This is a genomic window from Mesorhizobium sp. M7A.F.Ca.US.014.04.1.1 (assembly GCF_003998745.1).
GTDB classification, from domain to species: domain Bacteria; phylum Pseudomonadota; class Alphaproteobacteria; order Rhizobiales; family Rhizobiaceae; genus Mesorhizobium; species Mesorhizobium ciceri.
The window spans coordinates 1-26,963 of sequence record NZ_RZRW01000010.1; the positions used below are offsets into that span (position 1 = coordinate 1).

Genomic DNA, 26,963 nt, shown 5'->3' on the forward strand with positions numbered 1-26,963 from the left:
CGATGTGCCCGTAAAGCGTGCTGGCGATCAGCGACTGCGTGAAGGTCGCCGGGCCACCGGTCTCGACGACGAGATCGATGCCGCCGGTCTGGTCGCGGACGGCCGCGCCCCATTGCGGCATATCCGATGTCGAAATCACCAGGTCGGCGCCCAGCGCCCGCAGCCTGTCGGCTTTCTCGCCGCGCGAGGTGACGGCGGCGACATGGCAGCCGAGCAGCTTGCCGAACTGCAATGCAAAGAGGGAGACGCCGCCCGAGCCGATGACCAGAACCCATTGGCCGGGCTTCGGAATTCCGGCGCCCGTCACCGCATTCCAGGCGGTCAGGCCGGCGCAGGTCAGCGTTGCGGCCTCTTGCCAGTCGAGATGATCGGGCAGCCGCACCGCCCATTGTTCGTCGAGAACCGCATATTCCGCCAGCATGCCGTCCAGCGTGCAGCCGAGCTGGTCGACGAGCCCGGCATGGATGCGGCCGTCGATCCAGCGCGCGAAATAGCTGCCGGTGACACGGTCGCCGACGGCAAAGCGGGTGACGGCAGCGCCGACGGCTACAATCTCACCAGCCCCGTCGCTCAGCGGCACGACGCCCTGGCGCGGCGTCAGCGGATAGGCGCCGTTGAGGATCATCGTGTCGCGCCGGTTGAGCGAGGTGGCGCGAATGCGCACCACGATCTCGTGCGCTCCCGGCTCCGGTCGCGCCTCGTCCCGCAGCACCAGGCTTTCGATTCCGCCGGTCCCTTCAAGGCGATAGCTGCGCATTTCGAACCTCAAATATATAGACTGATCTACATATTATGTAGACCGATTGTCATATTTTGCGCAAGGCCTATAATGATCTCTCCTGACAGAGGTTGACATGGCCAACGACACCCGCACCCGCATACTCGAGACGACTGGGCTGCTGCTCAGGCAGCGCGGCTATCACGGCACCTCGCTCAACGACATATTGAGCGCCAGCGGCGCACCGCGGGGCTCGCTGTATTTTCATTTTCCCGGCGGCAAGGACCAATTGGTCATCGAGGTGACGCGCGCCAGCGTTGCCGACGTGACGGAGAGGCTGGGCGAAGCGCTGGCCGCCGAAAAGGATCCGGCGGTAGCCGTCCATCATATCTACCAGTCGGTGGGGCGCATGCTGGAAGACAACCAGTTTTCACTCGGCTGTCCGATCGCGCCTGTCGTGCTGGACTCGCCCACCGACGTGCCGGAACTGGCGGAGTTGTGCCGCTCGGCCTTCGAACAGTGGATAGGCCTGCTGCGGGACGCCTTCGTCAGGGCAGGGGTGCCCGCGCGCCGCGCGCATGCATTGGCACTGCTGGTCGAATCGTCACTGGAAGGGCTGATGGTGATCGCCCGCGCCACAAGCGACCGCGCCCCGGTACAGGCCGTGGCCGATGAGGTGGCGGCGTTGATCGAAGCCGCGGTGCTTGATGGAGCAGGCCGCAATCGCGACGCGGCGATTTCCGCGGTCGGGATATCCTCACCGGGGACCTAACGTTGCGACCGCGCCTGATGTGGTCAACGCGGCAAAGACCCAGCGTATTCCAGCCATGCAGCCGAAGGCAGTGGGCTTTTTGCGCAGCTAATCCACAATGTCTTTGCGAGCAGCTGAAGCAAGGAAGGCCGAGCGTGTCTGTCCACGTTCACGCGCCGTCGCATCGATAGCTTCGAGCAGGCCCAGATCGGAAGATACGTTGATCCGCGTCGTTGATCCGCGATCACGGATCAACGGAATGACAGTCGTCATGGCGCCGTCGCGATCCTCCGCCAGTTCGGGATCGCTCATGATGGCATCGAAGTCGCGCGGCGGCGGAACTGGATCGCCATCCCCTTCCAGCATCCGGACATGGCCCGACAGCGCCTCTACGCCGTTGCGTACGGCTTCGTCGATCGTAACTCCGGCCGAGATGCAGCCAGGCATGTCGGGGAAGCTCACACCGTAGATGCTGTCCGGGTCTTTGTGGATGAAGGCAATGTAACGCAAGCTTCTCACTTTTGGTTCAGGAGGCCCGCCTGCTTCAACAAAGCGGACGGTTCCTGTCGGTATATCCCTTACGCGGATGTGGAATTGTAACGCGACCTGTAGACGACAGCCAACACCCGTTCTGACGCGTCCTAAAAGAACGAAAAAGGGCGGCATCGCTGCCGCCCTTTCCGTAAGCTTAGCCAGGTTGGCTGGATTAGAAATCCATGCCGCCCATGCCGCCCATGCCGCCGCCGCCCATGCCGCCAGGCATGCCGCCGCCAGCCGACTCCTTCTTCGGAGCCTCCGCGATCATGGCTTCGGTGGTGACCAGCAGGCCGGCGACCGAGGCCGCGTCCTGAAGAGCCGTACGGACAACCTTGACCGGATCGACGATACCCATGGCGATCATGTCGCCATACTCGCCGGTCTGGGCGTTGTAGCCGAAGGTCGCGCCCTTGTTCTCAAGGATCTTGCCGGCAACGATCGATGCTTCCGCACCGGCGTTGGCCGCGATCTGGCGGGCCGGAGCCTGCAGCGCACGACGAACGATGTTGATGCCGGCGGCCTGGTCGGCATTGACGCCGGTGGCCTTGATGTTGGCCGAAGCGCGCAGCAGCGCGACGCCACCACCAGCAACGATGCCTTCTTCCACGGCCGCGCGGGTCGCGTTGAGGGCGTCATCGACGCGGTCCTTCTTTTCCTTGACTTCGACTTCCGTCGCACCGCCGACGCGGATCACCGCAACGCCGCCGGCGAGCTTCGCCAGACGTTCCTGCAGCTTCTCCTTGTCGTAGTCCGAAGTGGTCTCTTCGATCTGCTGCTTGATCTGGGCAACGCGGCCCTGGATCTCGGCCTTCTTGCCGGCGCCGTCGACGATGGTGGTGTTCTCCTTGGAGATCGACACCTTCTTGGCGCGGCCGAGCATGTTGAGGCCGACGTTCTCGAGCTTGATGCCGAGGTCTTCCGAGATGACCTGGCCACCGGTGAGGATGGCGATGTCTTCCAGCATGGCCTTGCGGCGATCACCGAAGCCCGGCGCCTTGACGGCGGCGATCTTCAGGCCGCCACGCAGCTTGTTGACGACCAGCGTGGCCAGAGCCTCGCCTTCGACGTCTTCCGAGATGATGAGCAGCGGCTTCGAGGTCTGCACGACGGCTTCGAGAACCGGCAGCATGGCCTGGAGGTTGGACAGCTTCTTCTCGTGCAGGAGGATGTAGACGTCCTCGAGCTCGGCAACCATCTTGTCGGCGTTGGTGACGAAGTAGGGCGAGAGATAGCCGCGGTCGAACTGCATGCCTTCGACGACTTCGAGTTCGGTCTCGGCGGTCTTGGCTTCCTCAACCGTGATGACGCCTTCGTTGCCGACCTTCTGCATCGCTTCGGCGATCATCTTGCCGACCGAAGCATCGCCGTTGCCGGCGATGGTGCCGACCTGGGCAACCTCTTCGGAGGTCTTGATCTTCTTGGCGTTCTTGATCAGGGTCGCAACGACGTCGGTTACCGCGAGGTCGATGCCGCGCTTCAGGTCCATCGGGTTCATGCCGGCGGCAACGGCCTTGTGGCCTTCCTGGACGATCGACTGCGCCAGAACGGTCGCGGTCGTGGTGCCGTCGCCGGCGATGTCGTTGGTCTTCGAAGCAACTTCGCGGACCATCTGCGCGCCCATGTTTTCGAACTTGTCCTCAAGCTCGATTTCCTTGGCGACGGTGACGCCGTCCTTGGTGATGCGCGGGGCGCCGAACGACTTGTCGATGACCACGTTGCGGCCCTTGGGGCCGAGCGTGACCTTCACCGCGTCAGCGAGGATGTTGACACCGCGCAGCATGCGCTCGCGGGCATCGCGGGAGAATTTTACGTCTTTGGCAGCCATTTTTAGCTCCTGGCAGGGGCTTCAATCGAGCCCGGGAATTCAGTTGACGAAAGGGCCTGATATGAGCCGATGATGCCCATGATGTCGGATTCCTTCATGATCAGAAGGTCTTCGCCATTGAGCTTGACTTCCGTGCCCGACCACTTGCTGAACAGGATGCGGTCGCCGGCCTTGACGTCCAGCGGGACCAGCTTGCCAGCTTCGTCACGAGCGCCGAAGCCGACAGCGATGATCTCGCCTTCCTGCGGCTTTTCCTTTGCCGTGTCGGGGATGATGATCCCGCCAGCGGTCTTGGATTCGGATTCGACCCGGCGAACGACCACGCGGTCATGCAGCGGGCGGAACTTCGACTTTGCCATTTTCGGATTTTTCCCTGGTGCGCTGTTGAGGGGTTTTTGTTAGCACTCGCGATGGACGAGTGCTAACGCGATAGTGAGGTAGGCTGTAAGCGGGCACTCGTCAAGACGGACGAGGGCAGGCGAGGAGCTCTGGCCCCCTCCCCGGTGGAACCCAACGCATACGCGGCATCCGCGTTGATGGCTGCGAGCCCCACATTTCCATTGAATTCGGCGTCATGACGCCAACTTGCTCGCGCCGCTTCCAAGTCGTCAGTCGTGCTGCCGTCAGCACGAACATAGGGCTGCGCTTCACTTCCCGTCGAAGCCGCGGCAAGCAGCGTCGCCGTCAGCACGCTCCTTTGCAGATGCTTGCCAAAGGTGGACAGTGAGCGCACCTGCGCCGGGCTGTTGGTGCGAACGTAAGACGTCATTGACAACTCCTTTTTGCAAGTCGAGCCCCTTCTCCACCTTCGGCCGCCGTCGACGCGAAGAAGTCCGCATCGCGTTGAAGACGAGCTGCGAAAAAGAGAAAGATGTGTTTGATGGCTGCGGCCCCAACGGTGCCTTCAGATTTGAGATCACTTCCGCCGCGAGCGGCTGAAGCTCCTCGCAACGTCAAATCGAATCTGCTGCCAAGCCTCCAGGAAAGGAGAGCATTGCTCATCTCGCGCTTGTGCATGCAGTCAACCTTCGATCCGTGTTGCCACATCAAGAGCAAATGCCGTGCCAAAGCTCACTGGGAAGTGAACGCATGGCTCTCCCTGAAAACCTCACAAATCCAGCATGGTCAATTGTGCGGAACCCGACATGCGTCTTCTGCCACTGTCAGCTTTCGGACAGGCATGACGCGTTTCGCGCCGACCACCGGTCGATCGGTTTTGGGGCCGGTCTGTTCGCCTCATAAGAGCGCGTTACATTGCGTAGCGGTTTCCCGAGCGCCGCCACATGACACTGGACCTGCAGGTAGCACCGGCTTCTCATCCAGCCTTACTTTGGCCCCCTCGCGTATCAAATTCCCGCTGGCGAGCCCTGCTTTCATAGATCGCACCATGCCGGATGTCTGCTCTGGCGCCCGACCCGCTGGCACGATCTCGATCCGGCATAAGGGCGCAGCATCTTTGCAGGCCGTTTCATCCCGGCGTCCTGCTTGGCTGACAGACCGCACTTGGCGAGCGGTCTCCATGCTCTCTCCAAGGACCATCCCTGCGGCTGGCTTGTCGACCTATGGGCGGGTCCGGCCGCCCGAAACCCTCGCGCCATCAGCTTTTTTCCCCGCCGCCTGCGGCGGCTTCCTCGCGCCGCTTCGCTCACAAAAAAGCTGCCCGCTCGGGTCCTTCACTGTCGCTGCGGCCCTGTCGGATTCAGGCGGTCCTGACGCGCCCATTACGGTGCGCCATCGCAGGGGATGGTCCCCGGCGAAACCACAAAAGGAGACTTCGAAATGACCGCGATCGGTTACGTCAACAAGCAGGAAAACGGCGCCTACAAGGGCCAGTTCAAGACGCTCAGCGTCCGCGCCGACATCGATATCGTCCCCAACCAGGCCAAGAGCGCCGATAACCATCCCGACTTCCGGGTGCTTACGCAAGGGGTCGAAGTCGGCGCTGGCTGGATCCGCACCGGCGAGACTTCCGGCAAGGATTATGTGAGCCTGTCGATTGCAGCGCCGGAGTTCGGACCGCGCAAGCTCTACGCCAATCTCGGCCGAGCCGCCGGCCAGGACGATCACGACACCTACGCCATCATCTGGAACCCGGCCGACTGACCGGCCGAGATAAGAGCCTCGCGCCGCAGCCCCGGCGCGGGGCTCATTCCCAGGAGTTCCACCCAAACCCCGTCCGCCCTAAAGGGCGGCGAAAACTCTCCCCCGACTCTTCGCCCGTCCCCGAGACGATCTCCCTCGCCCATCCTCGCCCTCGCTTGTCCGAAGCGAAACGAGGATCATCATGGACGACGAAAACGAACGCGCGGCCCGCGCGAAAAAGGGCAGCCCGTTTCTCAGCACAGCCCAAGCCGCCTTCTATATCGGGCTCTCCCAGCGCACGCTCGAAAAGATGCGGCTCAAGGGCGGCGGCCCGAAATTCCGCAAGCACGGCCGCTATGTCCGCTATCACATCGACGAACTCGACCATTGGTCGAAAGGACACCCGCAGCACTCCATCGCCGGCGATGGCAAGGCCGGTTCCGGCCAGGGCGGCACGGGAGGCCGTTCATGAGGCGGCGCCCTTCCATCCATCTGATCGGCAGCCGCCTGAGGCGTGTTCGAGCCCGTAAGACGGTCGCCTTGGCCGCGGCCGGTCTCGGTCTTTTGGGCTTCACGGCGCTGGGAAAGCCCGCCCCTTGGCTGGTCTGGAACGCCTCGGCCAGCGCGCCGATCGGCCTTTACCGCATCGCTGCGGGAGCGCTGGCGCGTGGCGATCTCGTGCTCGTGCGCCCGCCTGAATACGCGGCGTATCTCGCCGCCGAGCGCAGCTATCTGCCTCGCAATGTGCCGCTGGCAAAACGTCTTGCAGCGCTGCCGGACGATAATGTCTGCGCCTTCAATGACGCCATCATCATCGGCGGCGACATCGTCGCGCGCCGGCTCAAAATCGACGCCGAAGGCCGACCTTTGCCATGGTGGAACGGCTGCCGAGCGCTCGGGGATAACGAGGTTTTCCTGCTCGGCAGCGACAAAAACCGCTCCTTCGACAGCCGCTATTTCGGGCCTGTTCCCACTCAAAATGTCATCGGGAGGCTCGTACCACTATGGACCGAGTGACCCTCCTCTTGTTGGGCATGATCGCCATTGCGCCATGCGCCTGTTCCGCCTCGACCGGCGCTGAGCCGGTCGCCATCTCCCAAAGTCCGCAGCTGCGAAAGTGGCAGACGTTGGTATCGGAAGCAAGCCGGCGCTTCCATATTCCCCAAGCCTGGATCTATGCCGTCATGGCTGCCGAAAGCGGCGGCAAGACAATGCGCGGCGGCCGCCCCATCACCTCCCCCGCTGGCGCCATGGGCCTCATGCAGGTGATGCCCGGCACCTATGAAGAGATGCGGGTCGAACACGGCCTTGGGCCTAACCCCCACGATCCGCGCGACAATATCCTGGCCGGCACGGCCTATCTCAGTGCCATGTATGACCGCTTCGGATTTCCTGGCCTGTTTGGCGCCTACAATGCCGGTCCCGAGCGCTACGACGAGCATTTGAAGCGTGGCAAACCGCTGCCAGAAGAGACCGTCGAGTACCTCGACCAACTCAAGGCGGCCGGAGTTTCGGCGGCCGACATCGAGGCGTTCGAAAGCCAATCTGTCGCTCCAAAGGCGCAAATCGCTCCTCTCGGACGGTCGCTGTTCTTCATTCATGACGGTGTTCACTCAGGCGTGCGAAACGGCGATCTCTTCGTGCCGCTCGGCAAGGACGGCGCGCAGCCGAAGGAGCCGGTGCGTTAGCCATGGCGGACGGGGGCGCGTCTGGCGGGGCTGGGCGCGGAAGGCAAGATAAAGGTACCGCCTCCAGGAGGCGGTTAAATCTTTGTCTGCACATCGTTTTTCCGGGAGGCTGCCGCCGGTGCCAAGAGGGTTTGACGTGTAAGTGTCTGATTTTGCTTGATATGTCTGGGAGGCTCGCATTAAGGATGACGAGTTCAGGCCGAAGCTCGGCAAAATCGGGTCGCGCGGCTCGAAGGCCGGCAAACGCTATGCCGGCCAGGTTCGTGCGGCGATCAGCCGGGCTGGCGGCCGGCCGCAACGCGGTGGTCGCTTCACAGGAAGCCGGACAGGGCGCGGCGGGGCGGCCGCCGCACTGCTGAAATCGCGCGACCGGTATGCCGCCTTCCGCCAGCGCCGGGTGATCGTCAAGGCGCGGGTCGTCAAGCTCGCCGGCAAGGGCGCGGACGGGGCGCGTGCCCATCTACGCTATCTTCAGCGCGACGGGGTCACCCGCGAAGGTGAACCTGGCGAGCTCTACGGCGCCGACAGCGGCCGCGTCGACGGCAAGGCGTTCATCGATCGCGCGGACGGCGACCGCCATCAGTTCCGCTTCATCGTCGCTGCCGAAGACGGCATCGAGTACGACGACCTCAAGGCGCTGACGCGGCGGCTCATGGCGCAGATGCAGGAAGACCTCGGCACGAAGCTCGACTGGGTCGCGGTCGATCATTTCAACACCGGCCACCCGCACAGCCACATCATCGTCCGTGGCAGGGACGACCGTGGCGAGAACCTGGTCATCGCGCGCGAATATATCTCATCTGGCATCCGCGAGCGGGCGGCCGAGCTGGTCAGCCTCGATCTCGGTCCGCGAACCGACCGCGAGATTGAGCTTCGCCTGCGCCGGGAAATGGAGCAGGAACGCTTCACCAGCATCGACCGTCGGCTGCTCAGCATGCGTGATGATGACGGCCTGGTCTCGCCGGGCGGTCCCGACGCCATTCGCCAGACGCTGCACCAGGGACGGCTGCGCAAGCTCGAGCGGATGGGTCTGGCCGCGGAGGTCGGCGCTGGCTCCTGGCGCCTCGACGATGAGCTCGAAGCCACGCTGCGCCGCACCGGCGAACGCGGCGACATCATCAAGACCATGCACCGCGAACTGACCGGCAAGGGGCTTGCCCGCAGGGCCGCCGACTGGGTGATCCACGATCGATCCGGCGAGCCCGTCCAGTCTCTCGTCGGTCGCGTTGTCGCGCGTGGACTGGCCGACGAGATCAATGACCGCCATTACATGATCGTCGACGCCGTCGACGGTAAGAGCCATTGGATCAACATCGGTAGAGGCGAGGCGATGGAAACGATGCCTAATGGCTGCATCGTGCGTGTCGCGCCAAGGAACACCGAGCCGAGGCAGGTCGATCGTACCATCGCCGAAATCGCCGCCGCGCATGGCGGCCGTTACGACGTCGATATGCACCTGAAGCATGACCCATCCGCCACCGAGAGCTTTGCGCGAACGCATGTGCGGCGGCTGGAGGCGATCCGCCGCGCGACCGGCGGCGTTGAGCGAGAGCCGAACGGCACCTGGCTCATCGCGCCGGACCATCTCGATCGCGTCGCGAATTATGAGGGCCAGCGGGCCAGGGCCGAGCCTGTCGTTGCCGACAAGCTCTCCTCAATGGCGCTGGAGCGACAGGTCAGCTTCAACGGCGCCACCTGGCTCGACCGGGAGCTGGTTGCCGATAGACCCGAGCCTTTGCACGGATCCGGCTTCGGCCGCGACGTGAGAGAGGCGCAAGCTCGCCGGCGGCAGTGGCTGATCGCGCAAGGCCTCGCGCATAAAGAACAGGATGGGATCGTCTATCGAGCCAACATGCTTTCGATCCTGCGCCAGCGAGAACTGAACCGTGTTGCTGGCCAACTGTCGGAGGAACTTGGCCTGCCCTATGCCGAAGCGCGATTCGGAGGACGAGTAGAGGGTACGCTCCGCCGCTCCGTCGAGCTTGCCAGCGGAAAATATGCCGTCGTTGAAAAGTCGCGCGAGTTCACGCTGGTGCCATGGCGGCCGGTGCTTGAGCGCCATGTGGGCAAGGAGGTCTCCGGTGTCGTGAGTGGGGAGGGGATTTCATGGACCGTCGGCCGGCAAAGGAGCGGACCTGGTGTTTCGTGAGATGGTGTACAGCTTTTTAGCCAGCGGCGCGGGCAGCCATGCGAGCCCGCGTAGACCTTATGGCCGCACGCCCGCAATCGGTCGCATGGACCTGCCAGGCGGGGCGGCTTTGGAGCGTTCGGACCCGACACGCTGCGTGAGTGGCCAGACTTCGAGCGCTCGAAGATGCGGACTGTTGTCTGCTGGCCGGCGTTATTCCGGCTGGCCTATGACCGCGGCGCAACAGTTCACCGCTGAAGTTGCCACGGGCGAACATCGACAAGAGAAAAAACACCATTGCGCGTTACAAATCGCCGTTGAAAGCGTTTAGGTTGCATGCGCTTCGCCAAGTAAACGGATACCCCAGAAGAGAGCCATGACCACGGCCCGCCATATCGTGACGCTGCTTAAAAGCCACATTGCCGGCGACGAGGATCGTTTCCTCTCTATCGCGATGCAGCTTGCTGCGCATGAGGCACGTCAAGGCCATGGCAAGCTTGCTCAGGAGCTCAAGGATCTGGTCGACGCAGCCAAGAGCAGGGACGCCCGGATTGCCAAGAGCAGTCGGCCGGTTCCCCTTTTTCAGCCAAAGGGCGAACTCGCAGGCCTCCTGCATGTGCGCTATCCGGACCTGCGACTGACGGACATGATTTTGCCGGACAGTCTGCGCTCGCGCCTGCACCGCGTGCTGGGAGAGCAGCGCCAACAAGCAAGCTTGCGCGAGCACGGGCTTGTTCCCCGTCGCAAACTGCTTCTGGTCGGCCCGCCAGGATCAGGCAAGACGATGACCGCATCGGCATTGGCCGGGGAGCTTCATCTGCCCCTTTTCATGATCGTCCTCGATGGTTTGATCACCAAGTTCATGGGAGAGACTGCCGGAAAGCTGCGGCTTGTTTTTGATGCAATGCAGGCGACGCGGGGCGTCTACTTCTTTGACGAATTCGATGCCATCGGCGCGCGTCGAGGCGAACGCCAGGATGTTGGCGAGATTCGGCGCGTGCTGAATTCGTTTCTGCAGTTTCTCGAGCAAGACGACAGCCACAGCCTGATTATTGCGGCAACAAATCATCCCGAGCTGCTCGACAGAGCTTTGTTCCGCCGTTTCGACGATGTCATCGAATACGCCGTGCCCGATCGGCCGATTATCGAGGCGCTGCTTCGGGCTCGACTCGACCGCTTCGACACCAGAGGGCTTGCCTGGAACGAGGCGATCTCTCAGGCAGAGAGACTGTCGCAGGCCGAGATCACCCGCGCGGCCGACGACGCTGCAAAAACCATCATATTGCGGGGGGGGAAGCGGATCACCTCGGAAGCGCTCATCGACGCTCTGAAGGAACGCCGGCAGGCTTCGCTGTCTGAGTAGCGACAGCACAGATCATAATGGCAGACGATTTTCCGCGCGACCGCGCCCATATCCACCTTCGCAACAACGGCATTCGGGAAGCCTATCGGCGGCCCAACCAACTTATACATGCACCGCCGCTGCCGGCGCGTGATCGGGCGTCGCATGCTGCGGCCTTGACGCAATCCATCGAACAAGCGGTCGAAAGTGCACGCCAGCAGATTGCGGCGCGTGACCCCCAGCTGTCGGTCGGCACGCCTGGCTTTTACCTCGAGATCGATCTGCCCATGTCCGGACGGGCGGCCCTCGACCAGTTGGCCGATCGTCGCCAGCACATGGAGCTGGTCGCCGTCCATGAGCCAACTCAACCCGGTGCTCCCATCACAGCGTCGGTGTTCCTGCCGCAAAGCGCGCAAGCCTATTATTTGCGGAAAGTCGAGGCGTATCGAGACGTTGACACTGACCGCGGCAGACCGCGCAACGAGCCGCTCGTCTCCCGCATGGAGACAGTCAGGCTGGCGACTGCACGATCGTTGTTTACCGACCACGACGACCTCTTCCCCCAGGCCGCTGACGAGCAGGTGTGGTGGGAAGTCTGGCTGCGCGACGGTCGCCGCGAGAACTTCGAGCACATTGCCGAAGCCCTGAACATCACTTTGCGCACGCATGCGGTCAGGTTTCCGGAGCGGGTGGTCATGCTGGCACTCGCCAGCACGGCAATGCTCGACCGCATGATTGCGCACAGCGATGTCGTCGCCGAGCTGCGGCGCGCGAAGGATACGCCGTCCTTCTTCATGGGCCTTGGCGGCGCGGAGCAAAGGGACTGGAGCGACGAGCTTCTCGGGCGCGTCAGACCGCCTCAATCCGATATTGCGGTCTGCATTCTCGACAGCGGCGTACGTCGCACCCACCCGTTGATCGAACCCGCACTTGCCGTTGAAGACTGGCACACCGTCAAACCGGCATGGGGCAGCGACGACACACCTGCGTGGAGCGGCCACGGGACGCGAATGGCAGGTGTCGGCCTGTACGGTGATCTGGTCCCGCTCCTGGTCGGAGGCGATCCAGTTCCATTGCCCTTTCGGCTGGAGAGTGTCCGTATCCTTCCGCCAGAAGACGAGGCAAACGATCCAGAACTCTATGGCTCGATCACCGCGGAAGCGATCGCCCGCGCCGAGGTGCAGGCGCCGGAGCGCCGCCGCGCGATCGCAATGGCTGTGACAAGCGCCAGTCCGGCGCGTGGAAGGCCCACATCGTGGTCTGCCGCTATCGACCAACTCTGTTTCGAAGAGGAGCAGCGACGCTTGATCGTTCTCTCTGCCGGCAACATCGGCGATGACCTCATGCCGGCCGAGCATTTGACGCGCAACGATCTGGAAGCAGTCGATGATCCTTCTCAGGCCTGGAATGCGCTGACGGTCGGCGCTTTCACAGAAAAGGTCGATATCATTGACACCGACTTTGCGGGCTACGCTCCGATCGCGCCGGTCGGCGAGCTCTCGCCGCGCAGTCGCACTTCGGTCGTTTGGGACAGGCAGTGGCCGGTGAAGCCCGAGGTCGTCTTCGAAGGCGGCAATCTCGCCCATGACGGTGTGTTGCCTGGCGAGCCGATCGACGATCTGCAGATATTGACCACTTTCTATCGACCCGAACTGCGCCACTTCACCACCCTCGGAGATACGAGCGCGGCAACGGCCCATGCCGCACGGATGGCGGGACTAATTCTATCAGCGCGCCCCGAGCTGTGGCCTGAAACGGTTCGCGCCCTGATCGTCCACTCGGCCGAATGGACTCCGGCGATGCGCGCACGCATCGATGCGTGCAACGGAGCGAAGGGCGAGATCCAGGCGCTCGTGCGGCGCTATGGTTACGGCGTGCCAGATCTTGGGCGCGCGCTTCTGTCAACGGTGAACGACCTCACGCTTATCGTTGAAGATGAGCTTCAGCCTTTCCAGCGCGAGGGCGGCGCGGCTGCCAAAACGCGTGACATGAAGCTGCATCGCCTGCCTTGGCCGAAGGAGCAGCTCGCGGCGCTCGGCGCTGCCCAGGTCGAGCTCCGCGTCACGCTGTCCTATTTCATCGAACCCAACCCCGGTGAACGCGGATGGACCCGCCGGCATCGTTACGCGTCCCATGGTCTTCGGTTCAGAGTAAAGTCAGCGACCGAGACAGTCGACGAATTCCGAGCCCGCATCAATCAGGCCGCTCGGGACGAGGAGGAAGGGGCGCCTGCTGGAGGCGGAGAAGAGTGGCTGCTCGGCACCTTCCGCGATCGCGGCTCGTTGCACGCCGATTTCTGGTCGGGCAGCGCCGCCGATCTCGCCGAGCGTGATGCGATCGGCGTGTTCCCGGTCGGGGGCTGGTGGAAGGAGAAGCCTTACCTGGAACGCGTCGACGCTCTGGCTCGGTACGCCCTGATTGTGACGATGCGGGCGCCTGGGGTCGATGTTGACATCTTCACACCCGTCGAAGCAGCCCTGACTGTCGAGACGTCGGTCGAGACCTGATGCAGCACTGTCCAAATCGGCCAACAACGGAGGTTTGACCAGCCTCTGGTGCCATGGCGGCTGGTGCTGGATCATCACGTCGGCAACAGGGATCATGCGCGGAGGACGATAGGCCGGCAAAGGAGCGGGCCAAGCGTGTGATAATGGCGCCCATGGTCACGCCCACAAGCCGCGCCCCCTGCGTCTACGGAGAGGTGCGCGTCTGTTTAGGCGGCCGAGACATCGCTTACCTGATCAACGCGCTCGCCGTATTTGCGCCTGTAAGCGGCAATGAAATCGTCGTCGCTACAGATGCAGCGGCCGCTGGAGTCCTTGGCCTTCGGATCGTGCAAGTGAGAGCCAAGGGGGCGCAGAAGATTCACCCGAGTGCTCGTCGTCGGGCTCATGGGAAACCCCGCACTATGTTTGACCAAATCCGCGGCAAGCATAATCCCGGCAAGCACCGACTGAAAGGCCATCGGAACCACAGTTCGAACGCGGCGACTTCCTTCGCTAAGCTGGAACACCAGACCGCCGCAGATAGCCTGCTGATAAAAGGAGCGCAGGGGCTGGCCGACAAACGGGGCTAGCGGTTCAAACGGCACAGCCATCGCTGTAGCCACGCGAACTACAAAGTCGTTGGGAACTCCGGCATTGGTCTGCAGGAGCGTTTTCACCTGCTCGTGTGCTTCCGGTATTCCGAGTTCCTCGGCAATCAGCTGGTGCTCGTCCTTGGATTTTCCGGATGGCAGGTACATGCAACAAAGGCAAGCCTGGCCGTCATCGAAACCATGCCGGGAGATACCGAGATCGTGCTCCTGCGTCCAAGCGTTTGCGATCCATCGCGGCAGTGCACCTTGGACAGCCAGACGGTCGGCGGCGGTGTCAAGCGCCACACCCACTTGGTCGAAGACCCAATTGCCCCGGCGCGCAACATATTCTGCCCACGTCAGAGGGTGCGCCTCGACCTCAAGGGCAGTCGATCTAAGGGCGGTGGCTGCAAGAACCGCTTTGGACATACCAATCTCCGCCTGGCCAGCCAATGCGTAGCGCTGCAGGTTTGAGAGTTCGATCGCTTCGTGATCGATTACATGCAGACGACCTTTGAGATCGGGTTGTCTCGCTAGCGCCCAAAGCGAGCCATGGCCTATCGCACCGAGCCCAACGAGGTGGGTTTCGCCAAGGTCGACTGGGAAGTCGATCGGGCCAGGCTCTCCGGCTTTGGTCTTGTCGTAGCTGCATAGCGAGAGGTCGATGGTTTCGTCCAACTCGGCGCCGGTCAACTGGGCAGCGAAGATAGTTCGAAAGACGTTGGCGGCGCCGAAGCAACTGGCGGCGCCAGCTCCATAAGGCAGCAGACTTGGGCCAGAGCCCACCGGGTCCGTACGCGACAGCTTTGCCGCCCAACCGTCCGATCCCACGAAAAAGATCGGGCACCGGAGTGATGGGCGCGTTACCCCTGCAACGACGCAGACGGTGGCAGACTTGCCGGAACGCCGGATGCCGACTTTTGGATTGATCGACTTTGCCAAGCGCTCCAGCGCTTGGGCTTGAGAGCTCGCCGCGCTGTCCAGCGGGAGTATCGCCAGAACCGGGTAGAGCCTAGCGAGCAATCTCACCGCAAGATCTAGTGTCGCCTGGCCTTCGGCGCAGGAAGCGGCCTGATGGTCGAAGGCGACTGCCACGACCTGCTTTTCAAGAGCTGCTTTGAAGTCTCCCAGATGAAAATCGGCCAGGACCTGAGATGCCGCCGTGGCGGCGCGATCGATGAAGTTAGCGAATGCCATTGTTCAACTCGATATCATGATCATTCGCGACAGTGCCGCGGGAGGGAGCGCATTCCATTTGGCCTTTTCGTCAAGCCGATAGGCGGCGACCCGAGCAAAATCGAAAGGCTCGCGGGCGAAATTCGGCACTACCAGCGACAGACACCCAACCGTGGTAGCAACCGCATAAGCGTCGTCCGTCGTCGAATGGTAGGCGCGGCCCGGATGGCTGTGAATCTGGGCCAAGAGTTTCAGGCCGCTTTTGTAGAGCCAGACATTGAGCCGGTGCAGTTCTTCGGCCGCAACGATCACGCAAACGCCATCGTTTGTCCGAATGTGACGCTGCGCCGGGATAACCGTCTCTGTTACGGCAAAGTGCCGCTCTTGCTGAACGCCGACCCAGAGCGCCATCCCCTCATTGCCCTCGCGACCAACTGAGCGCAGATGCCCATGCGTGGTCGAGATGCAGCCGCGCGGGAGAGTCACGATCGTTACATCTCTCAAACCAGTCATTCTTGTATCGCCTGAGGGGATACCACCATTCCTACGATTGTCGGTTGGAGTTGAATCTGCAACTGCTCTATAGGAACGATTCCGTACTTGATGATCTTGTCCAGGATGAAGGCCAAACAGCCTTCGCCAGAACCCCGATGAAGCAGCCATGGATCACCTGAATGGGCTGGATTGTCGTGGTATTCCCGGACGCCCGCCATGCACAGGAATGGTTCGTCCTCGGGACTGTTGGCCTGGATGAAGTCCGTCAGCGGCACGGCGTTCTGCTGGATGAGAGCTCCTATCATCTCCGGCGGCGTTCCGGGCAGCGGCGGACGTCTAAGCATTTTCAGGTATAGATCTTTCCGGGCAATCGGATGACGCGTAAACGGATCGACGAAGACCACGGACGGTGGTCTTAAGTCGTAGTCGGTGAAGTCGACCTCGCTCGCTGCGCTGACCACCCGTGGCTTTAACTTGGGGCTGGCGAAAATGAAGAAAGCGCGCGGAAAGGTCGCCTCGATCAAGAAGCAGCCCTGAGCCCGATAGACATCAGCATATGGCCGGAACCGGCCGATCTCCCGATCAAACTTCGCTCGGGAGACCTCCGGATCCACACTTTGGTGTTTAGGCACCTGCGACGCCCGCCTTCAGGCTGAGGAACAGGGTCACAGTATTCGGGAAACCGAAGTCGCCAAGCTTCTTGTCGACATCGAGCAAGTTGCCGGCCTCATCCTTGAATTCCCAATTCTCGGCTGGTTGGGCGACATTCTGCGTGTTCTCAAGGGCTTTGGTACGAATGACGTGAAGCGGCTGGTTGGGATTGGCTTCGACCTGCGTGGGCTGGCCGTTCACCACCACCGTGATCTCGATCTTGCCCGGTCCGCCGCCGTGATTATCGCCCTTACCCGAATCCTTCGACATTGTCCTACTCCTGTGGCTTGCCAACCGCCCCACGCCCTGGCGCCCACCTGCGAGTGAGACCGGCGGTCTTCAATCGTTCACCCGGCGCCACGGCCGCGAGTACGCGAAAGACAGGGGATAAGCTACCGAATCGGTGCTTGCCTTCTTTTATGGGTGACTTGAGCCGCAAGTAAATGGTCTCAAATTGCTCCTCACAACTATAATCGATTAGAGCAATGCAAAAATATTGGCGACACGCCTATTCATCTGCTCTCTCACTCGCCTGCTCCGTGCTTGGCAAGGGGAGCTTTGACTGCGTCACGCGTCCCCCAAGCAGCCGATTGCGCCGGCAGCGCCGTAGGAACCGTCGTTCAGAGTCTTCACCACTCAAGCAGCCGCATGGATGCAGCCGACGCTCGTCTCCACAAACAGCGCAAGTGGTGCCTTGTTGGATAAGGTCGCCTCGTCCCTGGTGCAGCATCTGTCGGAACGGGTCCGCTGCGAGACCATGCCTCATCATCGCGCATGCGCAGCAGCCGGCGGTCGATGCTCGTAAGGCGTTCTGCTCATTTCGTGGCGAAGGCGCTGCTCGACTCGCGGACATATGCGGGCACCGAGGCGGAGGCTGACCAGTCGGCGCCGCGTTCGCGGATGTCGCTTGCAATGTGCTCGCGTGCGTTTGCCGCCGGCGACCTTGCCGTCCTCGCCTGCTATGGCGAGCCGGCGCAAGCGGATTGCTCGATACTGCCGGCGAGGCTGCGGGCCGGTCCTAACGGCCGTTCACAAGAGCTTGCATCAGCAACTGGCAATCGGATCGATAACTTCGCGATCGCCGTTATGGCGCGGAGATGCGGTCTCGCCGGGTTGTGGCTGGCGCTTCGTTGTGGGCGGCGCGTCGTAGCCGAGGGAGCAGGGGCGGCGCCATGATCCAGACCGAACGCGCGCTGCAGCAGGTGCTTGAGTGGGGGCGTGCCCTGACCGGTTTCGCGGATGAGCATGCTGAGGAAGCGGTAAGGGGCGGCCAGTATATCCTGCAACGCATTCACCCGAGCCTGCGCGACACCAGCGCCCGCACCGGCCGCGATCCGCAGGACGAAACGCTGATCGTGGCGTTCTATCGCGAACTGGCGCTGCTGTTCTGGCTAGACGATTGCAACGACGTTGGCCTGATCGCGCCGGAGCAGCTCGCCGCCCTGGAGCAGGCGCTGGGGCACGGCGTACCGTGCGTGCTCTCCGGATTCGAGGGCTGCGCTCAGCTGCGCGCTTCGCTGGCTGCGCTCGCTTACGATCGTCACGACTATGCTCGGCTTCTCGACTATACCCGGTGCTACTGCGCGGCGCTGCGCGCCGGACACGCGCAGGCGGCAGGGGCGCGACGCTGGTCTTACGCCGAGTACCTGCACAACGGCATCGATTCGATCGCTTACGGGACCGTGTTCTGTTGCCTGTCGCTGCTGTGGGGGCTGGACATGGCGACCTTGCGCGCGCGTCCAGCGTTTCGCCAGGTCCTGCGGCTCATCTCAGTGATAGGGCGCCTGCAGAACGATCTGCATGGACGCGACAAGGACAGGTCGGCCGGCGATAACGCGGCGATCCTGCTTCTGCAGCGCTATCCGGCTATGCCTGTGGTTGAGTTCCTCAACGACGAGTTGGCCGGCCATACGCGCATGCTGCACCGGGTGATGGCGGAAGAATGCTTTCCCGCGCCGTGGGGACCGTTGATCGAGGCGATGGCGGCGATCCGCGCGCAGTACTACCAGACTTCGACCAGCCGCTATCGCAGCGACGCTGCAGGGGGAGGCCAGCGTGCGTCGGCCTGGACGCGCCGGAGGCGGCGGCTTGGGCGCGCTGCCGTCGGTTCGATCCGACGCAACGCCGTCGCCCGCTGCTACGGATGGAGCGAGCATGAGCGACACCGCCCTGAGCCGGGGAAGGACGAACATCTGGACATCGTGCTGGATCGGCGAACGGCGCCGGCCACGGTGGCCGCTGGCTGGGAGTACATCCATCTCGAACACTGCGCACTGCCCGAGTTGGACCTGACGCAGATCGACCTGCGCGCCTCGCTGCTGGGCAAGGCTATGCGCGCGCCGCTGCTGATCAGCTCTATGGCCGGCGGCATGCCACGGGCCGAGGCCATCAACCGGCATTTGAGCGAGGCAGCGCAAGCCTTGGGGATCGCCATGTGCGGTTCGCAGCGTGTGAGCCTGCAATCCCGCAACTCCCAGGGGCTAACGCGCGCGCTGCGCCGCCTGGCGCCAGACATTCCCTTGCTGGCCAATATCGGCGCCGCGCAACTGCGGGAGGCCGACGGCCTGGACCTGGCGCGTCGCGCGGTGGACGCGCTGGAGGCCGATGGGCTCATCGTCCATCTCAATCCGCTGCAGGAAGCGGTACAGCCGGAGGGCGACCGCGAACTGGCGCGGCGTCCTGGCGCTGATCGCTGGCGCCGCGCGCATCGTGGGCGTGCCGATGGTGGCCAAGGAAGTGGGGGCGGGCCTGTCCGCCTCGGTGCCTGTGCGCTCGTCGAGGCGGGCGTGGCGGTAATCGATGTCGCCGGCGCCGGCGGCACCAGTTGGGCCGCAGTGGAGGGCGAGCGCGCCCGCAATGCCGCCGACCGTGCAGTGGCGATGTCATTCGCCGATTGGGGGATTCCACCCTGACCAGCGTGCAGGCGGTGCGTCGGGCGCTGCCAACGGTGAAGCTGATCGCGTCGGGCGGGATCCGCGATGGCGTCGACGTGGCCAAGGCCATCCGCCTGGGCGCGGACATCGCCGGGCAGGCGGCCAGCGTGCTGGGCGCGGCGACAGTGTCCACCGGGGCCGTTGTCGCGCATTTCGAGATCGTCATCCGCCAGTTGGCCGTCGCCTGCTTCTGCACGGGCTCGGCTGATCTGGCGGCGTTGCGTCAGGCGCGCTTGTTGCCCTCGTCGCATTTGTCCGCCGGTTGATGTCGGCGTCGTCCGCACGCTAACAGCAGGCTGCTGAAATACCTACGCCAAAGACAGACTATTGATCCCCCTGGCGAGACGGCTCGATTGACGGGAGCGATGTGTTCATGGAGCAGCTGTTCACGATGAAGCGGTTGGAAGATTTCGTTCCAGCCGGTCATCCTGGTGCCCGCACCGGCTGATGATCAATGGAGCGCTGGTGCGGCTAGACGGCATCCTTTCCGGCATGTACGCCTGCAGTGCCAAAGGCGGTCGCCCCAGCGTTGCGCCGGAGAAATTGCTGCGGGCCGTGTGTTGCAGGTGTTCTACAGCGTCCGTCGGAATTGATGCAGCAGGTGCTGCTGTGGCAAGGCCAAGACCCGGGAATGCCGTCAGCTTTGATCAGGCGCTTCGGGCCGTCGGAAACGCGCGAAGAGTCCGGCTTTCGAAAAAGGCCGAACGCCTCAGATAAAGCCAGAACTCCTTGGGTCACCATCAAACCAATTTGACGCCCCGGGACAATTTCGTCCGGCATTGTCCGGTGTGCGACGATGTTGGGGATGCGACATAGGCGGATTGCCGTGTATTTAAACCGCTTTTCCTTTGGCACGCATATTGCGCCCTATCGGTAAACCTCGTCATGGGCCGGCGGCAATCGCTCGGAGATTGTCGAAATAGCACAATGATTTCTGCCGGGGTGACATCCGGCCCGACTAGAGCAGGACCTTTCAGATGATGCAGAAAAGCAAGCGGCCATACTCGCGGGGAAATAGTCGCGTCAGGGCTGCATGGACGCTCTTTCCTGGTTGTTTCGGCGGCGGACGCCAACTCTTCAATCGGCACCCGAACCAGTGCCTGGATGTCCAAGGAGCGCCCCTGTTGCGCGTGCCTGGCTGCACCCGCGTGCTGGCTCTCCTCCAAGGCGACGCTTCGGCGCTGCTGCAGACCGGCGACGAGAACCCAACTTCAAAATTAGCATTCCGAAAACCGAAAGAAGTGAACAGGTATGTCCAGGATCGGCGCTTTGACGCGCGCCGCATGGCGATCGGCAACTCAGACGCTGGCCAAGGGTTCGAAAAGTTTACACCCGACGCTAGCGCCGGCCGATTTCAAGCGCGCACTTACGATCAACGATCGATATGGCGGGCTCACTGTCAATGTCCCCAAAATGCCTTTCTGGCTGACCGGGGGTGAAGCCTTCGTCTACCGCCGGACTAGCCACGGCGAGCAGCAGTTCATGCAGGTCGATGCTGCCACGGGTTTCAAGCGGCCCGCTTTCGATCAGGCGCGTCTGGCGGCAGCGCTAAACAAGGTGAGCCATGAGAGCTATCAAGCCGGCAATCTTCCGTTCGACCGTTTCGAACTGAGTGAGGATGGTCGCAGGCTCGACTTCCAGATTGAAGACACCCGGTGGAGCTGCGACCTTGCAAGCTATGACTGTACCAGCACCACATTCGATGCAAGGAAAGGGGACCGTAGGGAGCTCAGCCACCGCTACACGCCGCCAGCGGAGAACAACCCCGACAAGAGCAACGCGTCGCCCGACGGCAAATGGATCGCCTATATCAAGAACTGCAACGTTTTCCTGCGCAGCGAGGACGGATTGCAGGATGTTCCTCTGAGCCGGGACGGAGCCGAAGGCAATTGCTACGTCTTTTCGACGCTGAGCTGGTCGCCGGACTCGCGCCACCTCGCCGCTTACCTTGTTCGCCCCGGCTATAGGCGAGAGGTCCGCTACCTCAATTCTTCGACGGACCAGTTGGAGCGGGAATATTCAACAAAATTCTATCCCAGGCCGGGCGATGTCCTTCCGCTGCCCCAGCCAGTCCTGTTCGACATTGCCGGCCGGCGCCAGATCGTGATTGACGGTGCCCTCTTCTCGAACGTCTTCGAACTTTCCCCTCTCCGGTGGTGGGCGGACAGCCGCGGCTTCACTTTCGAATATAACCAGCGCGGGCATCAGCTTTATCGCCTGGTCGAGGTAGACGCCGCCTCGGGCCGCGGGCGCTCCCTGATCGATGAGACCAGCGAGACATTCGTTGATTATTTGCCGCTGGGGCATGGCCAGGAGGATGCCGGAAAAATCTTCCGTTACGATGTCGATGACGGGAAGGAGATCATCTGGGCATCAGAGCGCGACGGGTATGAGCATTTGTATCTTTTCAACGGCCGGACAGGCGCGCTCGAAAACCAGATCACGCGAGGTGAGTGGGTCGTCCGGAGGGTCAACCATGTCGATCCGGTCAAGCGTCAGATCTGGTTCGAGGCGAGCGGGATGAACTCGCAGGAGGACCCCTATTGGGTCCATGCTTACCGCATCGGCTTTGACGGCAAGGGACTGACTGCACTGACGCCCGAACCGGCCAACCACCATATCGAGTTCTCGCCTGACAGGCGCTATTATGTCGATCTCTGGTCACGCATCGATCTGCCCCCGCGCATGGCACTCTACCGCGCCAGCGACAATGCCAAGCTCCAGCAGATCGAGACGGCCGACATTTCTGAGCTCGTCGCCGCAGGCTGGCAGCCGCCGCTCAGTTTCCATTCCAAGGGGCGCGACGGCAAAACTGACATCTGGGGCGTGCTCCACCTGCCAGCCAACTTCGACCCGACGAAGAAATACCCGGTTGTGGAGAATATCTATGCTGGACCCCACGGCTCCTTCGTCCCAAAATCCTTCTCGCGGTGGACAGAGCCGCTCACGCAGCTGGGCTTCGTCGTTGCTCAGATCGACGGCATGGGCACCAACAACCGCTCCCGCGCCTTCCATGATGTTGCTTGGAAGAATCTGAAGGACGCAGGATTTCCCGATCGCATTCTGTGGCACAAGGCGGCGGCCGCGCAATATCCATGGTACGACATATCCAACGTCGGCATTTTTGGCGCATCCGCCGGCGGCCAGAGTGCAGTCAGCGCGCTGCTCTTTCACCCCGATTTCTACAAGGTCGCCGTCGCCAAAAACGGCTGCTTCGACAACAGGATAGACAAGACCTGGTGGAACGAACTTTGGATGGGGTGGCCGGTCGGCATTGAATATTCGCAATCCTCCGCCGTTGACAATGCTCACAGGCTGCAGGGCAAGCTGATGATCGCGGTCGGCGAAATGGATGATAATGTCGATCCGTTTTGCTCGTTCCAGCTTGCCGATCGACTCATCAAGGCAGGAAAAGATTTTGACATGGTCTACGTTCCTGGTGCCAATCACCATACTCTAGGCACCTACACCGAGCGCAAACTCCTAGACTTCTTCGTTCGCAACATTCTCGGTCAGACCCCGCCCGACTGGAACACCAAACCGATCGAGCTGGAATAGCTTGTGGCTCTTGCAATTGTTAGCTCGCCTTATCAGCTGTAATCAGGGCGAGGCGCGAGCAAATCTGCACCGAAGGACGATCGTGGAGTCTAGGACTTGCGCTGCGTATTGAGGATCGGCTCGCCGCGACGTTGGTCTGAGCAAACTGCTTGATAGGCACGCCTGCAGACCGCGTGTGTGCGATTGCAAGATCCCCTATCAGCCTGGTGTGAAGCGTTCAGGGGAAAAGCCGCACCCAACGCCGCTTCCGCTCGCCGTAACGCTACGGCGGTGCGGCCCACCGATCCGCTCGACGAGCATTGGAACACATAGGTCCCCGAACGGACGATTGCCTTGGCAATAGAAGACCCTCGTCGGTCATCGCCGCTGTGGGTGGCAGCCCGTCGGTCTGGAGCTGCCACGATTCTCATCCTCGCGTCACATATGAGCTGAAGCTTTCCGGATCGGGTATCCAATCGGCATCCAGTTGCTCGGCGATATGGTTGAATTCTGCCCTCAGGACAAGAGTGAGTAGAGCAGCCCCGCTACGAAAATCCCATCCTGGTTCGTTTGACGCATCGACTATTCAGATTGATTGGCGTGATACCCGGCGCGGCCGCAACACGCGAGGCCGTCAACCGCTGAGCAGAAAACCAGCCTTCGCCTTCCGCGGCGGCGGACCTCGTCAGCCTCTCGAAAGCTTGCCTGAGTAGGTTGCTCATGTGATCTGTGGAAGTGAGGATAGCGTGCACCCGTACAAACTAGACATTCATCGTGGCAGCTTGGCTGCAGGTGCAGCACGCCGTACCGCACGAGCAAGCGGACAGGCCGGCCAAGCCGGTTTTGAGCAGCACTTGGGCGAACTGCAGGCGGCGGACGAGTTGATGGGTGCGCTAGGCGAGGAGGTCCTCGTCAATGGCTCGCATGGTAAAGGTGAGTTGAGACCAACGAAGAGGCAGAGGATCCAAAGCAATCTGCAGCATGCTGTCACTGAGCGGCAACCAGGTGAGGTTGGCAACTCAGGCGCTCGCGTGATGATGCAACTCCCCACCGATCAGGTGGGTACATCGGAACGGGAGGCGCAACTTGTGATGCAGGGGGACGAGCACGAATACACCCCAGCACCGCATCTCGACGGGTCGATGCCCTCGACAGTGCAGCCGGATCGTCCAATTGTGGTCCCCGACGGTGCCGACAAGCGTCCTGTTTATTCCAACGATGCCACCGCCATCGAAGGGCTGAAGTCAGCACTCCTTGCGGGTAAAGCCAGGCCGGACACGGTCACTCGCAGCACAAATTCTCTTTTCGGCTTTAGTCGTTGGCTCTTTCAAAACAACAAGCCAGGGCTTGCTGCTCGGCTTTACCATCCGTCGCTGAGCCAGGATCTCGAGGAGTACGAGAGTAGGGGTGGTTCCTCCACCGTGGCTGGCGCACTGCGTCAATTGATGAAGTCGATGGGCGGAGCCGGCCCGATTGTGGGTCGCGCTGTCCTGAACCCCCATCCTGACGACGCCGCGCTCACCAGACATTTCAGATCCGCGAGCGGCTACGCAACTGCTCTTAACCATTTCAGTCATTACCTACGTCAAAATGACAAGCTCGGAATTGCGGGTCGCATTTACGATAAATCGCTGGATAAAGATGTTGAGAGCTACAAGGCCGCCTCCTCTAATGGTGGAGCTCCGATCGAATCTGCGCTGGTTTATCTCCGCAAGAACCCGCCGCGCGTTATACTCGGGAATCATCTGGAAAACGCGGTCAGCATGGAGGCTCGTCCCCGTGGCGACGCTGCTCAGCATACCGCACCACAGCAGGGATTCGATTGGCCAGAGGAGCTCCTGCCGGTAGGTTATAAGGAGGGCACCGATCTACCATTGTCTCTCGCCCCAACCGCGCACCAACACCAAGCGCCCGACTTTGGAGAGGCCGTCCCTCACTTGAACTGGCGCCACGGCGACCAGGGCGCCCCGGAGGAGCTGGTAGCTGCACGGGACAGGAGCAGCCCGCTGCCAAGCGAGGCGGTGCCACATAAATCTGGACGGGGACTCGCTACGCAGCCCAGATTGTGGGCGGAGAAATCCGCCTCGCCAGAGCTCTTTCGACGGCGGGCGGAGCAGGCTCTGCCGGCGTCCGCCAGAGGTGTGGAGACATCCTCCGCGGTTGATGAAGCCGCGCAGGCCGCTCGCCAAGCTTTGGCTTGGTTGCAGCAGGAGATGGAGGGGATCGAACCGATGCAGGATCCTCATGAGGTGGCTACACCGGAATGTGAGGCGCAGCTCGTCAGGCAGAGGGATGAGCACGAATCCACCCCAGCACCGCATCCCGGAGGTGGTGGGTCGATGCCCTCGACAGTGCAGCCGGATCGTCCAATTGTAGTCCCCGACGGTGCCGACAAGCGTCCTGTCTATTCCAACGATGCGACCGCTATCGAAGGGCTGAGGGCAGCATTCCACGCGGGTAAGGCCAAAGCGAACACGGTCACTTACAATGTAAATTCTCTTTTCGGCTTTAGTCGGTGGCTCCTTCAAAACAACAAGCCAGGGTTTGCTGCTCGGCTTTACCATTCGTCGCTGGATCAGGATCTCAAGGAGTACGAGAGTACGGGTGGTTCCTCCACCGTGGCTGGCGCACTGCGTTACCTCAAGAAGTCGACAGGCGGAGCCCCGATTATGGCTCGCCCTGTCGTGATCCCCTATCCTGACGATGCCGAGCTCATTAGAAATTACAGAGCCGCTTCGACCAAGGAGTACCTGGCAGCGCCTGCGACCGGACGGAATCCAGATACCGTGGGCGGCTATACAAATTTTCTTAGACATTTTAGTCAGTACCTGCGTCAAAATAACAAGCTTGGGATTGCGGCTCGGATTCACGACAAATCGCTGGATAAAGATGTTGAGAGCTTCAAGGCTGTCTCCTATGGTAATAGGCTAAGTATCAGTTCTGCATTGGCTCACCTCCGGGATATCCTGCCGCGCATTGTGCTCGGGCGCGAAACTGTCCTTTCTGCTCATCCGGCAGACGCAGTCACCAGGCGCGTTGGGGCCGCTGCTGAAGCTGGGCCAGCGGCACCGGCAAGAGCTCCCCAACCCGCCTCGCCAGCAACCGCTAGGCTGCCAGGCACCTACCGCGGCCTTCCACTGGTTGATGTGACCACACTGACTACCAGTTCCTCTGGGGCTCAGATCGGGGCGCTCGATCCGACAGCCCCGTCCAACGTTGCAACGGGGCGGGTGCTCGGCGCCGCCGAATGGCTGAGCGACGCCCATATCCAGAGAGATTACAATTTGCTGGAGGGGCAACTGCAGGGGATCAATCCGGCGCTCGCTGCCCGGACTCGGCTGGTGGATCCTTCCGTATCCCATCTACTGCGACACACGTCGCCGCAAGACGCTCGAGGCATATTGCAGTCCATCTATAATCAAAACAACGCCACAGCCGACTTCCTGTTCTTGCCAGTGAATAATGGCACGGCTACTAGCCCCGGCACCCATTGGTCGCTGCTGCTCGTTGATCGCCGCGACCCGGAAAGGCGGTTCGCCTATCACTACGACTCCCTCCAGCGAGAGGGATATAACGACGTGCCTGCAAAACAGCTCGCAGGACTGCTGAATGCCACCTTGGCGCCAGCCCCCATGGCCAGACAGACGAACCATTATGATTGCGGCGTATTTGTCCTGGAGGGCACGTGGGCGCTGGTTGAACGATTGGTGAAAGGGCAGCGGCCAGACCACGAGCCGCTGCCCCTCGACAACCTCGTTGCCGATCGGCAGGCGCTGCAAGACCGGCTAAGGAGGCGCTTGCCGCACGAGGAAGAGCCGCGGCAGCTGCTGGAGGATGAACCCGCCTCCCCACCGATGATGGCATTCGAGCCAGGGGAACTGCGGCAACTGTTGGAAGACGAGCCTGCCTCCCCACCAATGATGGCGTTCGAGCCAGGGGAACTGCGGCAACTGTTGGAGGACGAACCTGCCTCCCCACCAATGATGGCGTTCGAGCCAGGGGAACTGCGGCAACTGTTGGAGGA

At 62.0% G+C, this 26,963-nt stretch carries 17 protein-coding genes and 4 pseudogenes; 13 read left to right on the top strand and 8 right to left on the bottom strand.

Going from position 1 to position 26,963, the window contains the following annotated elements; all coding sequences use genetic code 11:
• The coding region (locus EOA22_RS01375) for an NAD(P)-dependent alcohol dehydrogenase (protein ID WP_164755174.1) at positions 1–757 on the bottom strand (757 nt) is incomplete at its 3' end.
• Between the two features lie 97 nt (positions 758–854).
• Here EOA22_RS01375 and EOA22_RS01380 point away from each other — a divergent pair.
• Entirely contained in the window at positions 855–1,490 is a 636-nt protein-coding gene (locus tag EOA22_RS01380; protein WP_013532391.1) for a TetR/AcrR family transcriptional regulator, read from the top strand.
• 87 nt (positions 1,491–1,577) lie between these two features.
• Here the strand turns inward: EOA22_RS01380 and EOA22_RS01385 are convergent, their stop codons facing one another.
• The 3 genes and pseudogenes from EOA22_RS01385 to groES form a co-directional block, all read right to left on the bottom strand.
• Positions 1,578–1,979 carry a type II toxin-antitoxin system HicB family antitoxin gene (locus EOA22_RS01385; RefSeq protein ID WP_063167711.1) on the bottom strand — a complete coding sequence of 134 codons (402 nt, stop codon included), beginning with the start codon at positions 1,977–1,979 and terminating at the stop codon, positions 1,578–1,580.
• 196 nt (positions 1,980–2,175) lie between these two features.
• The gene (groL, locus tag EOA22_RS01390; protein WP_126057772.1) at positions 2,176–3,831 is read right to left on the bottom strand and encodes a chaperonin GroEL; all 1,656 of its coding nucleotides are present in this window, start codon (positions 3,829–3,831) and stop codon (positions 2,176–2,178) included.
• Positions 3,832–3,896: 65 nt separating this feature from the next.
• Positions 3,897–4,190, bottom strand: a pseudogene (gene groES / locus EOA22_RS01395) (co-chaperone GroES); the annotation flags it as partial.
• Between the two features lie 1,420 nt (positions 4,191–5,610).
• Here groES and EOA22_RS01400 point away from each other — a divergent pair.
• The 7 genes from EOA22_RS01400 (at position 5,611) to EOA22_RS01430 (ending at position 13,578) form a co-directional block, all read left to right on the top strand.
• On the top strand, positions 5,611–5,934 hold the full coding sequence (locus EOA22_RS01400) for a DUF736 domain-containing protein (RefSeq protein ID WP_024505644.1): 324 nt from the start codon (positions 5,611–5,613) through the stop codon (positions 5,932–5,934).
• Between the two features lie 181 nt (positions 5,935–6,115).
• Positions 6,116–6,385, top strand: coding sequence for a helix-turn-helix domain-containing protein (locus tag EOA22_RS01405; RefSeq protein WP_024505645.1), 270 nt, complete (start codon positions 6,116–6,118; stop codon positions 6,383–6,385).
• Entirely contained in the window at positions 6,382–6,930 is a 549-nt protein-coding gene (locus EOA22_RS01410) for a S26 family signal peptidase (RefSeq protein WP_024505646.1), read from the top strand. The genes EOA22_RS01405 and EOA22_RS01410 overlap by 4 nt, the downstream gene beginning before the upstream one ends.
• Positions 6,918–7,601 (top strand): lytic transglycosylase domain-containing protein, encoded by a 684-nt coding sequence (locus tag EOA22_RS01415; protein ID WP_024505647.1) that lies wholly within the window; start codon positions 6,918–6,920, stop codon positions 7,599–7,601. The genes EOA22_RS01410 and EOA22_RS01415 overlap by 13 nt, the downstream gene beginning before the upstream one ends.
• A gap of 178 nt (positions 7,602–7,779) precedes the next feature.
• Entirely contained in the window at positions 7,780–9,750 is a 1,971-nt protein-coding gene (gene rlxS / locus EOA22_RS01420; protein ID WP_127389820.1) for a relaxase/mobilization nuclease RlxS, read from the top strand.
• Between the two features lie 355 nt (positions 9,751–10,105).
• On the top strand, positions 10,106–11,092 hold the full coding sequence (locus EOA22_RS01425) for an ATP-binding protein (RefSeq protein WP_024505649.1): 987 nt from the start codon (positions 10,106–10,108) through the stop codon (positions 11,090–11,092).
• Positions 11,093–11,109: 17 nt separating this feature from the next.
• Positions 11,110–13,578 (top strand): S8 family peptidase, encoded by a 2,469-nt coding sequence (locus EOA22_RS01430; RefSeq protein WP_063169237.1) that lies wholly within the window; start codon positions 11,110–11,112, stop codon positions 13,576–13,578.
• 206 nt (positions 13,579–13,784) lie between these two features.
• Here the strand turns inward: EOA22_RS01430 and EOA22_RS01435 are convergent, their stop codons facing one another.
• The 4 genes from EOA22_RS01435 to EOA22_RS01450 are packed head-to-tail and all read right to left on the bottom strand — an operon-like array spanning position 13,785 to position 16,739.
• On the bottom strand, positions 13,785–15,344 hold the full coding sequence (locus EOA22_RS01435) for an E2 ligase fold family C protein (protein ID WP_024505651.1): 1,560 nt from the start codon (positions 15,342–15,344) through the stop codon (positions 13,785–13,787).
• Positions 15,345–15,347: 3 nt separating this feature from the next.
• On the bottom strand, positions 15,348–15,836 hold the full coding sequence (locus tag EOA22_RS01440; protein WP_024505652.1) for a Mov34/MPN/PAD-1 family protein: 489 nt from the start codon (positions 15,834–15,836) through the stop codon (positions 15,348–15,350).
• Positions 15,833–16,450, bottom strand: a complete 618-nt coding sequence (locus tag EOA22_RS01445) for a putative metal-binding protein (RefSeq protein ID WP_024505653.1) — start codon at positions 16,448–16,450, stop codon at positions 15,833–15,835. The genes EOA22_RS01440 and EOA22_RS01445 overlap by 4 nt, the downstream gene beginning before the upstream one ends.
• Positions 16,443–16,739 carry a DUF2604 domain-containing protein gene (locus tag EOA22_RS01450; protein WP_024505654.1) on the bottom strand — a complete coding sequence of 99 codons (297 nt, stop codon included), beginning with the start codon at positions 16,737–16,739 and terminating at the stop codon, positions 16,443–16,445. Before EOA22_RS01450 ends, EOA22_RS01445 begins: the two co-directional genes overlap by 8 nt.
• A gap of 902 nt (positions 16,740–17,641) precedes the next feature.
• Between EOA22_RS01450 and EOA22_RS01460 the strand changes: the two are divergent.
• From EOA22_RS01460 to EOA22_RS01475, 5 genes and pseudogenes are all read left to right on the top strand, one after another.
• A pseudogene (locus EOA22_RS01460) lies at positions 17,642–18,535 on the top strand (hypothetical protein); the annotation flags it as partial.
• An 88-nt stretch (positions 18,536–18,623) separates the two neighbouring features.
• Positions 18,624–19,668, top strand: a pseudogene (fni, locus tag EOA22_RS01465) (type 2 isopentenyl-diphosphate Delta-isomerase).
• A gap of 86 nt (positions 19,669–19,754) precedes the next feature.
• Positions 19,755–19,986 (top strand): annotated as a pseudogene (locus EOA22_RS38535) (IS5/IS1182 family transposase); the annotation flags it as partial.
• 667 nt (positions 19,987–20,653) lie between these two features.
• Positions 20,654–22,960, top strand: coding sequence for a S9 family peptidase (locus tag EOA22_RS01470; RefSeq protein ID WP_063169235.1), 2,307 nt, complete (start codon positions 20,654–20,656; stop codon positions 22,958–22,960).
• An 833-nt stretch (positions 22,961–23,793) separates the two neighbouring features.
• Positions 23,794–26,963: Ulp1 family isopeptidase (locus EOA22_RS01475; protein ID WP_245462123.1), on the top strand; the 3,170-nt coding region annotated here is incomplete at its 3' end.

Bases quoted from the DNA above. Each gene is read 5' to 3' on its own strand.
- EOA22_RS01380 (WP_013532391.1), top strand. From the start codon at position 855: ATGGCCAACGACACCCGCACCCGCATACTCGAGACGACTGGGCTGCTG.
- groL (WP_126057772.1), bottom strand. From the start codon at position 3,831: ATGGCTGCCAAAGACGTAAAATTCTCCCGCGATGCCCGCGAGCGCATG.
- EOA22_RS01400 (WP_024505644.1), top strand. From the start codon at position 5,611: ATGACCGCGATCGGTTACGTCAACAAGCAGGAAAACGGCGCCTACAAG.
- EOA22_RS01405 (WP_024505645.1), top strand. From the start codon at position 6,116: ATGGACGACGAAAACGAACGCGCGGCCCGCGCGAAAAAGGGCAGCCCG.
- EOA22_RS01410 (WP_024505646.1), top strand. From the start codon at position 6,382: ATGAGGCGGCGCCCTTCCATCCATCTGATCGGCAGCCGCCTGAGGCGT.
- EOA22_RS01415 (WP_024505647.1), top strand. From the start codon at position 6,918: ATGGACCGAGTGACCCTCCTCTTGTTGGGCATGATCGCCATTGCGCCA.
- EOA22_RS01425 (WP_024505649.1), top strand. From the start codon at position 10,106: ATGACCACGGCCCGCCATATCGTGACGCTGCTTAAAAGCCACATTGCC.
- EOA22_RS01430 (WP_063169237.1), top strand. From the start codon at position 11,110: ATGGCAGACGATTTTCCGCGCGACCGCGCCCATATCCACCTTCGCAAC.
- EOA22_RS01435 (WP_024505651.1), bottom strand. From the start codon at position 15,344: ATGGCATTCGCTAACTTCATCGATCGCGCCGCCACGGCGGCATCTCAG.
- EOA22_RS01440 (WP_024505652.1), bottom strand. From the start codon at position 15,836: ATGACTGGTTTGAGAGATGTAACGATCGTGACTCTCCCGCGCGGCTGC.
- EOA22_RS01450 (WP_024505654.1), bottom strand. From the start codon at position 16,739: ATGTCGAAGGATTCGGGTAAGGGCGATAATCACGGCGGCGGACCGGGC.
- EOA22_RS01470 (WP_063169235.1), top strand. From the start codon at position 20,654: ATGTCCAGGATCGGCGCTTTGACGCGCGCCGCATGGCGATCGGCAACT.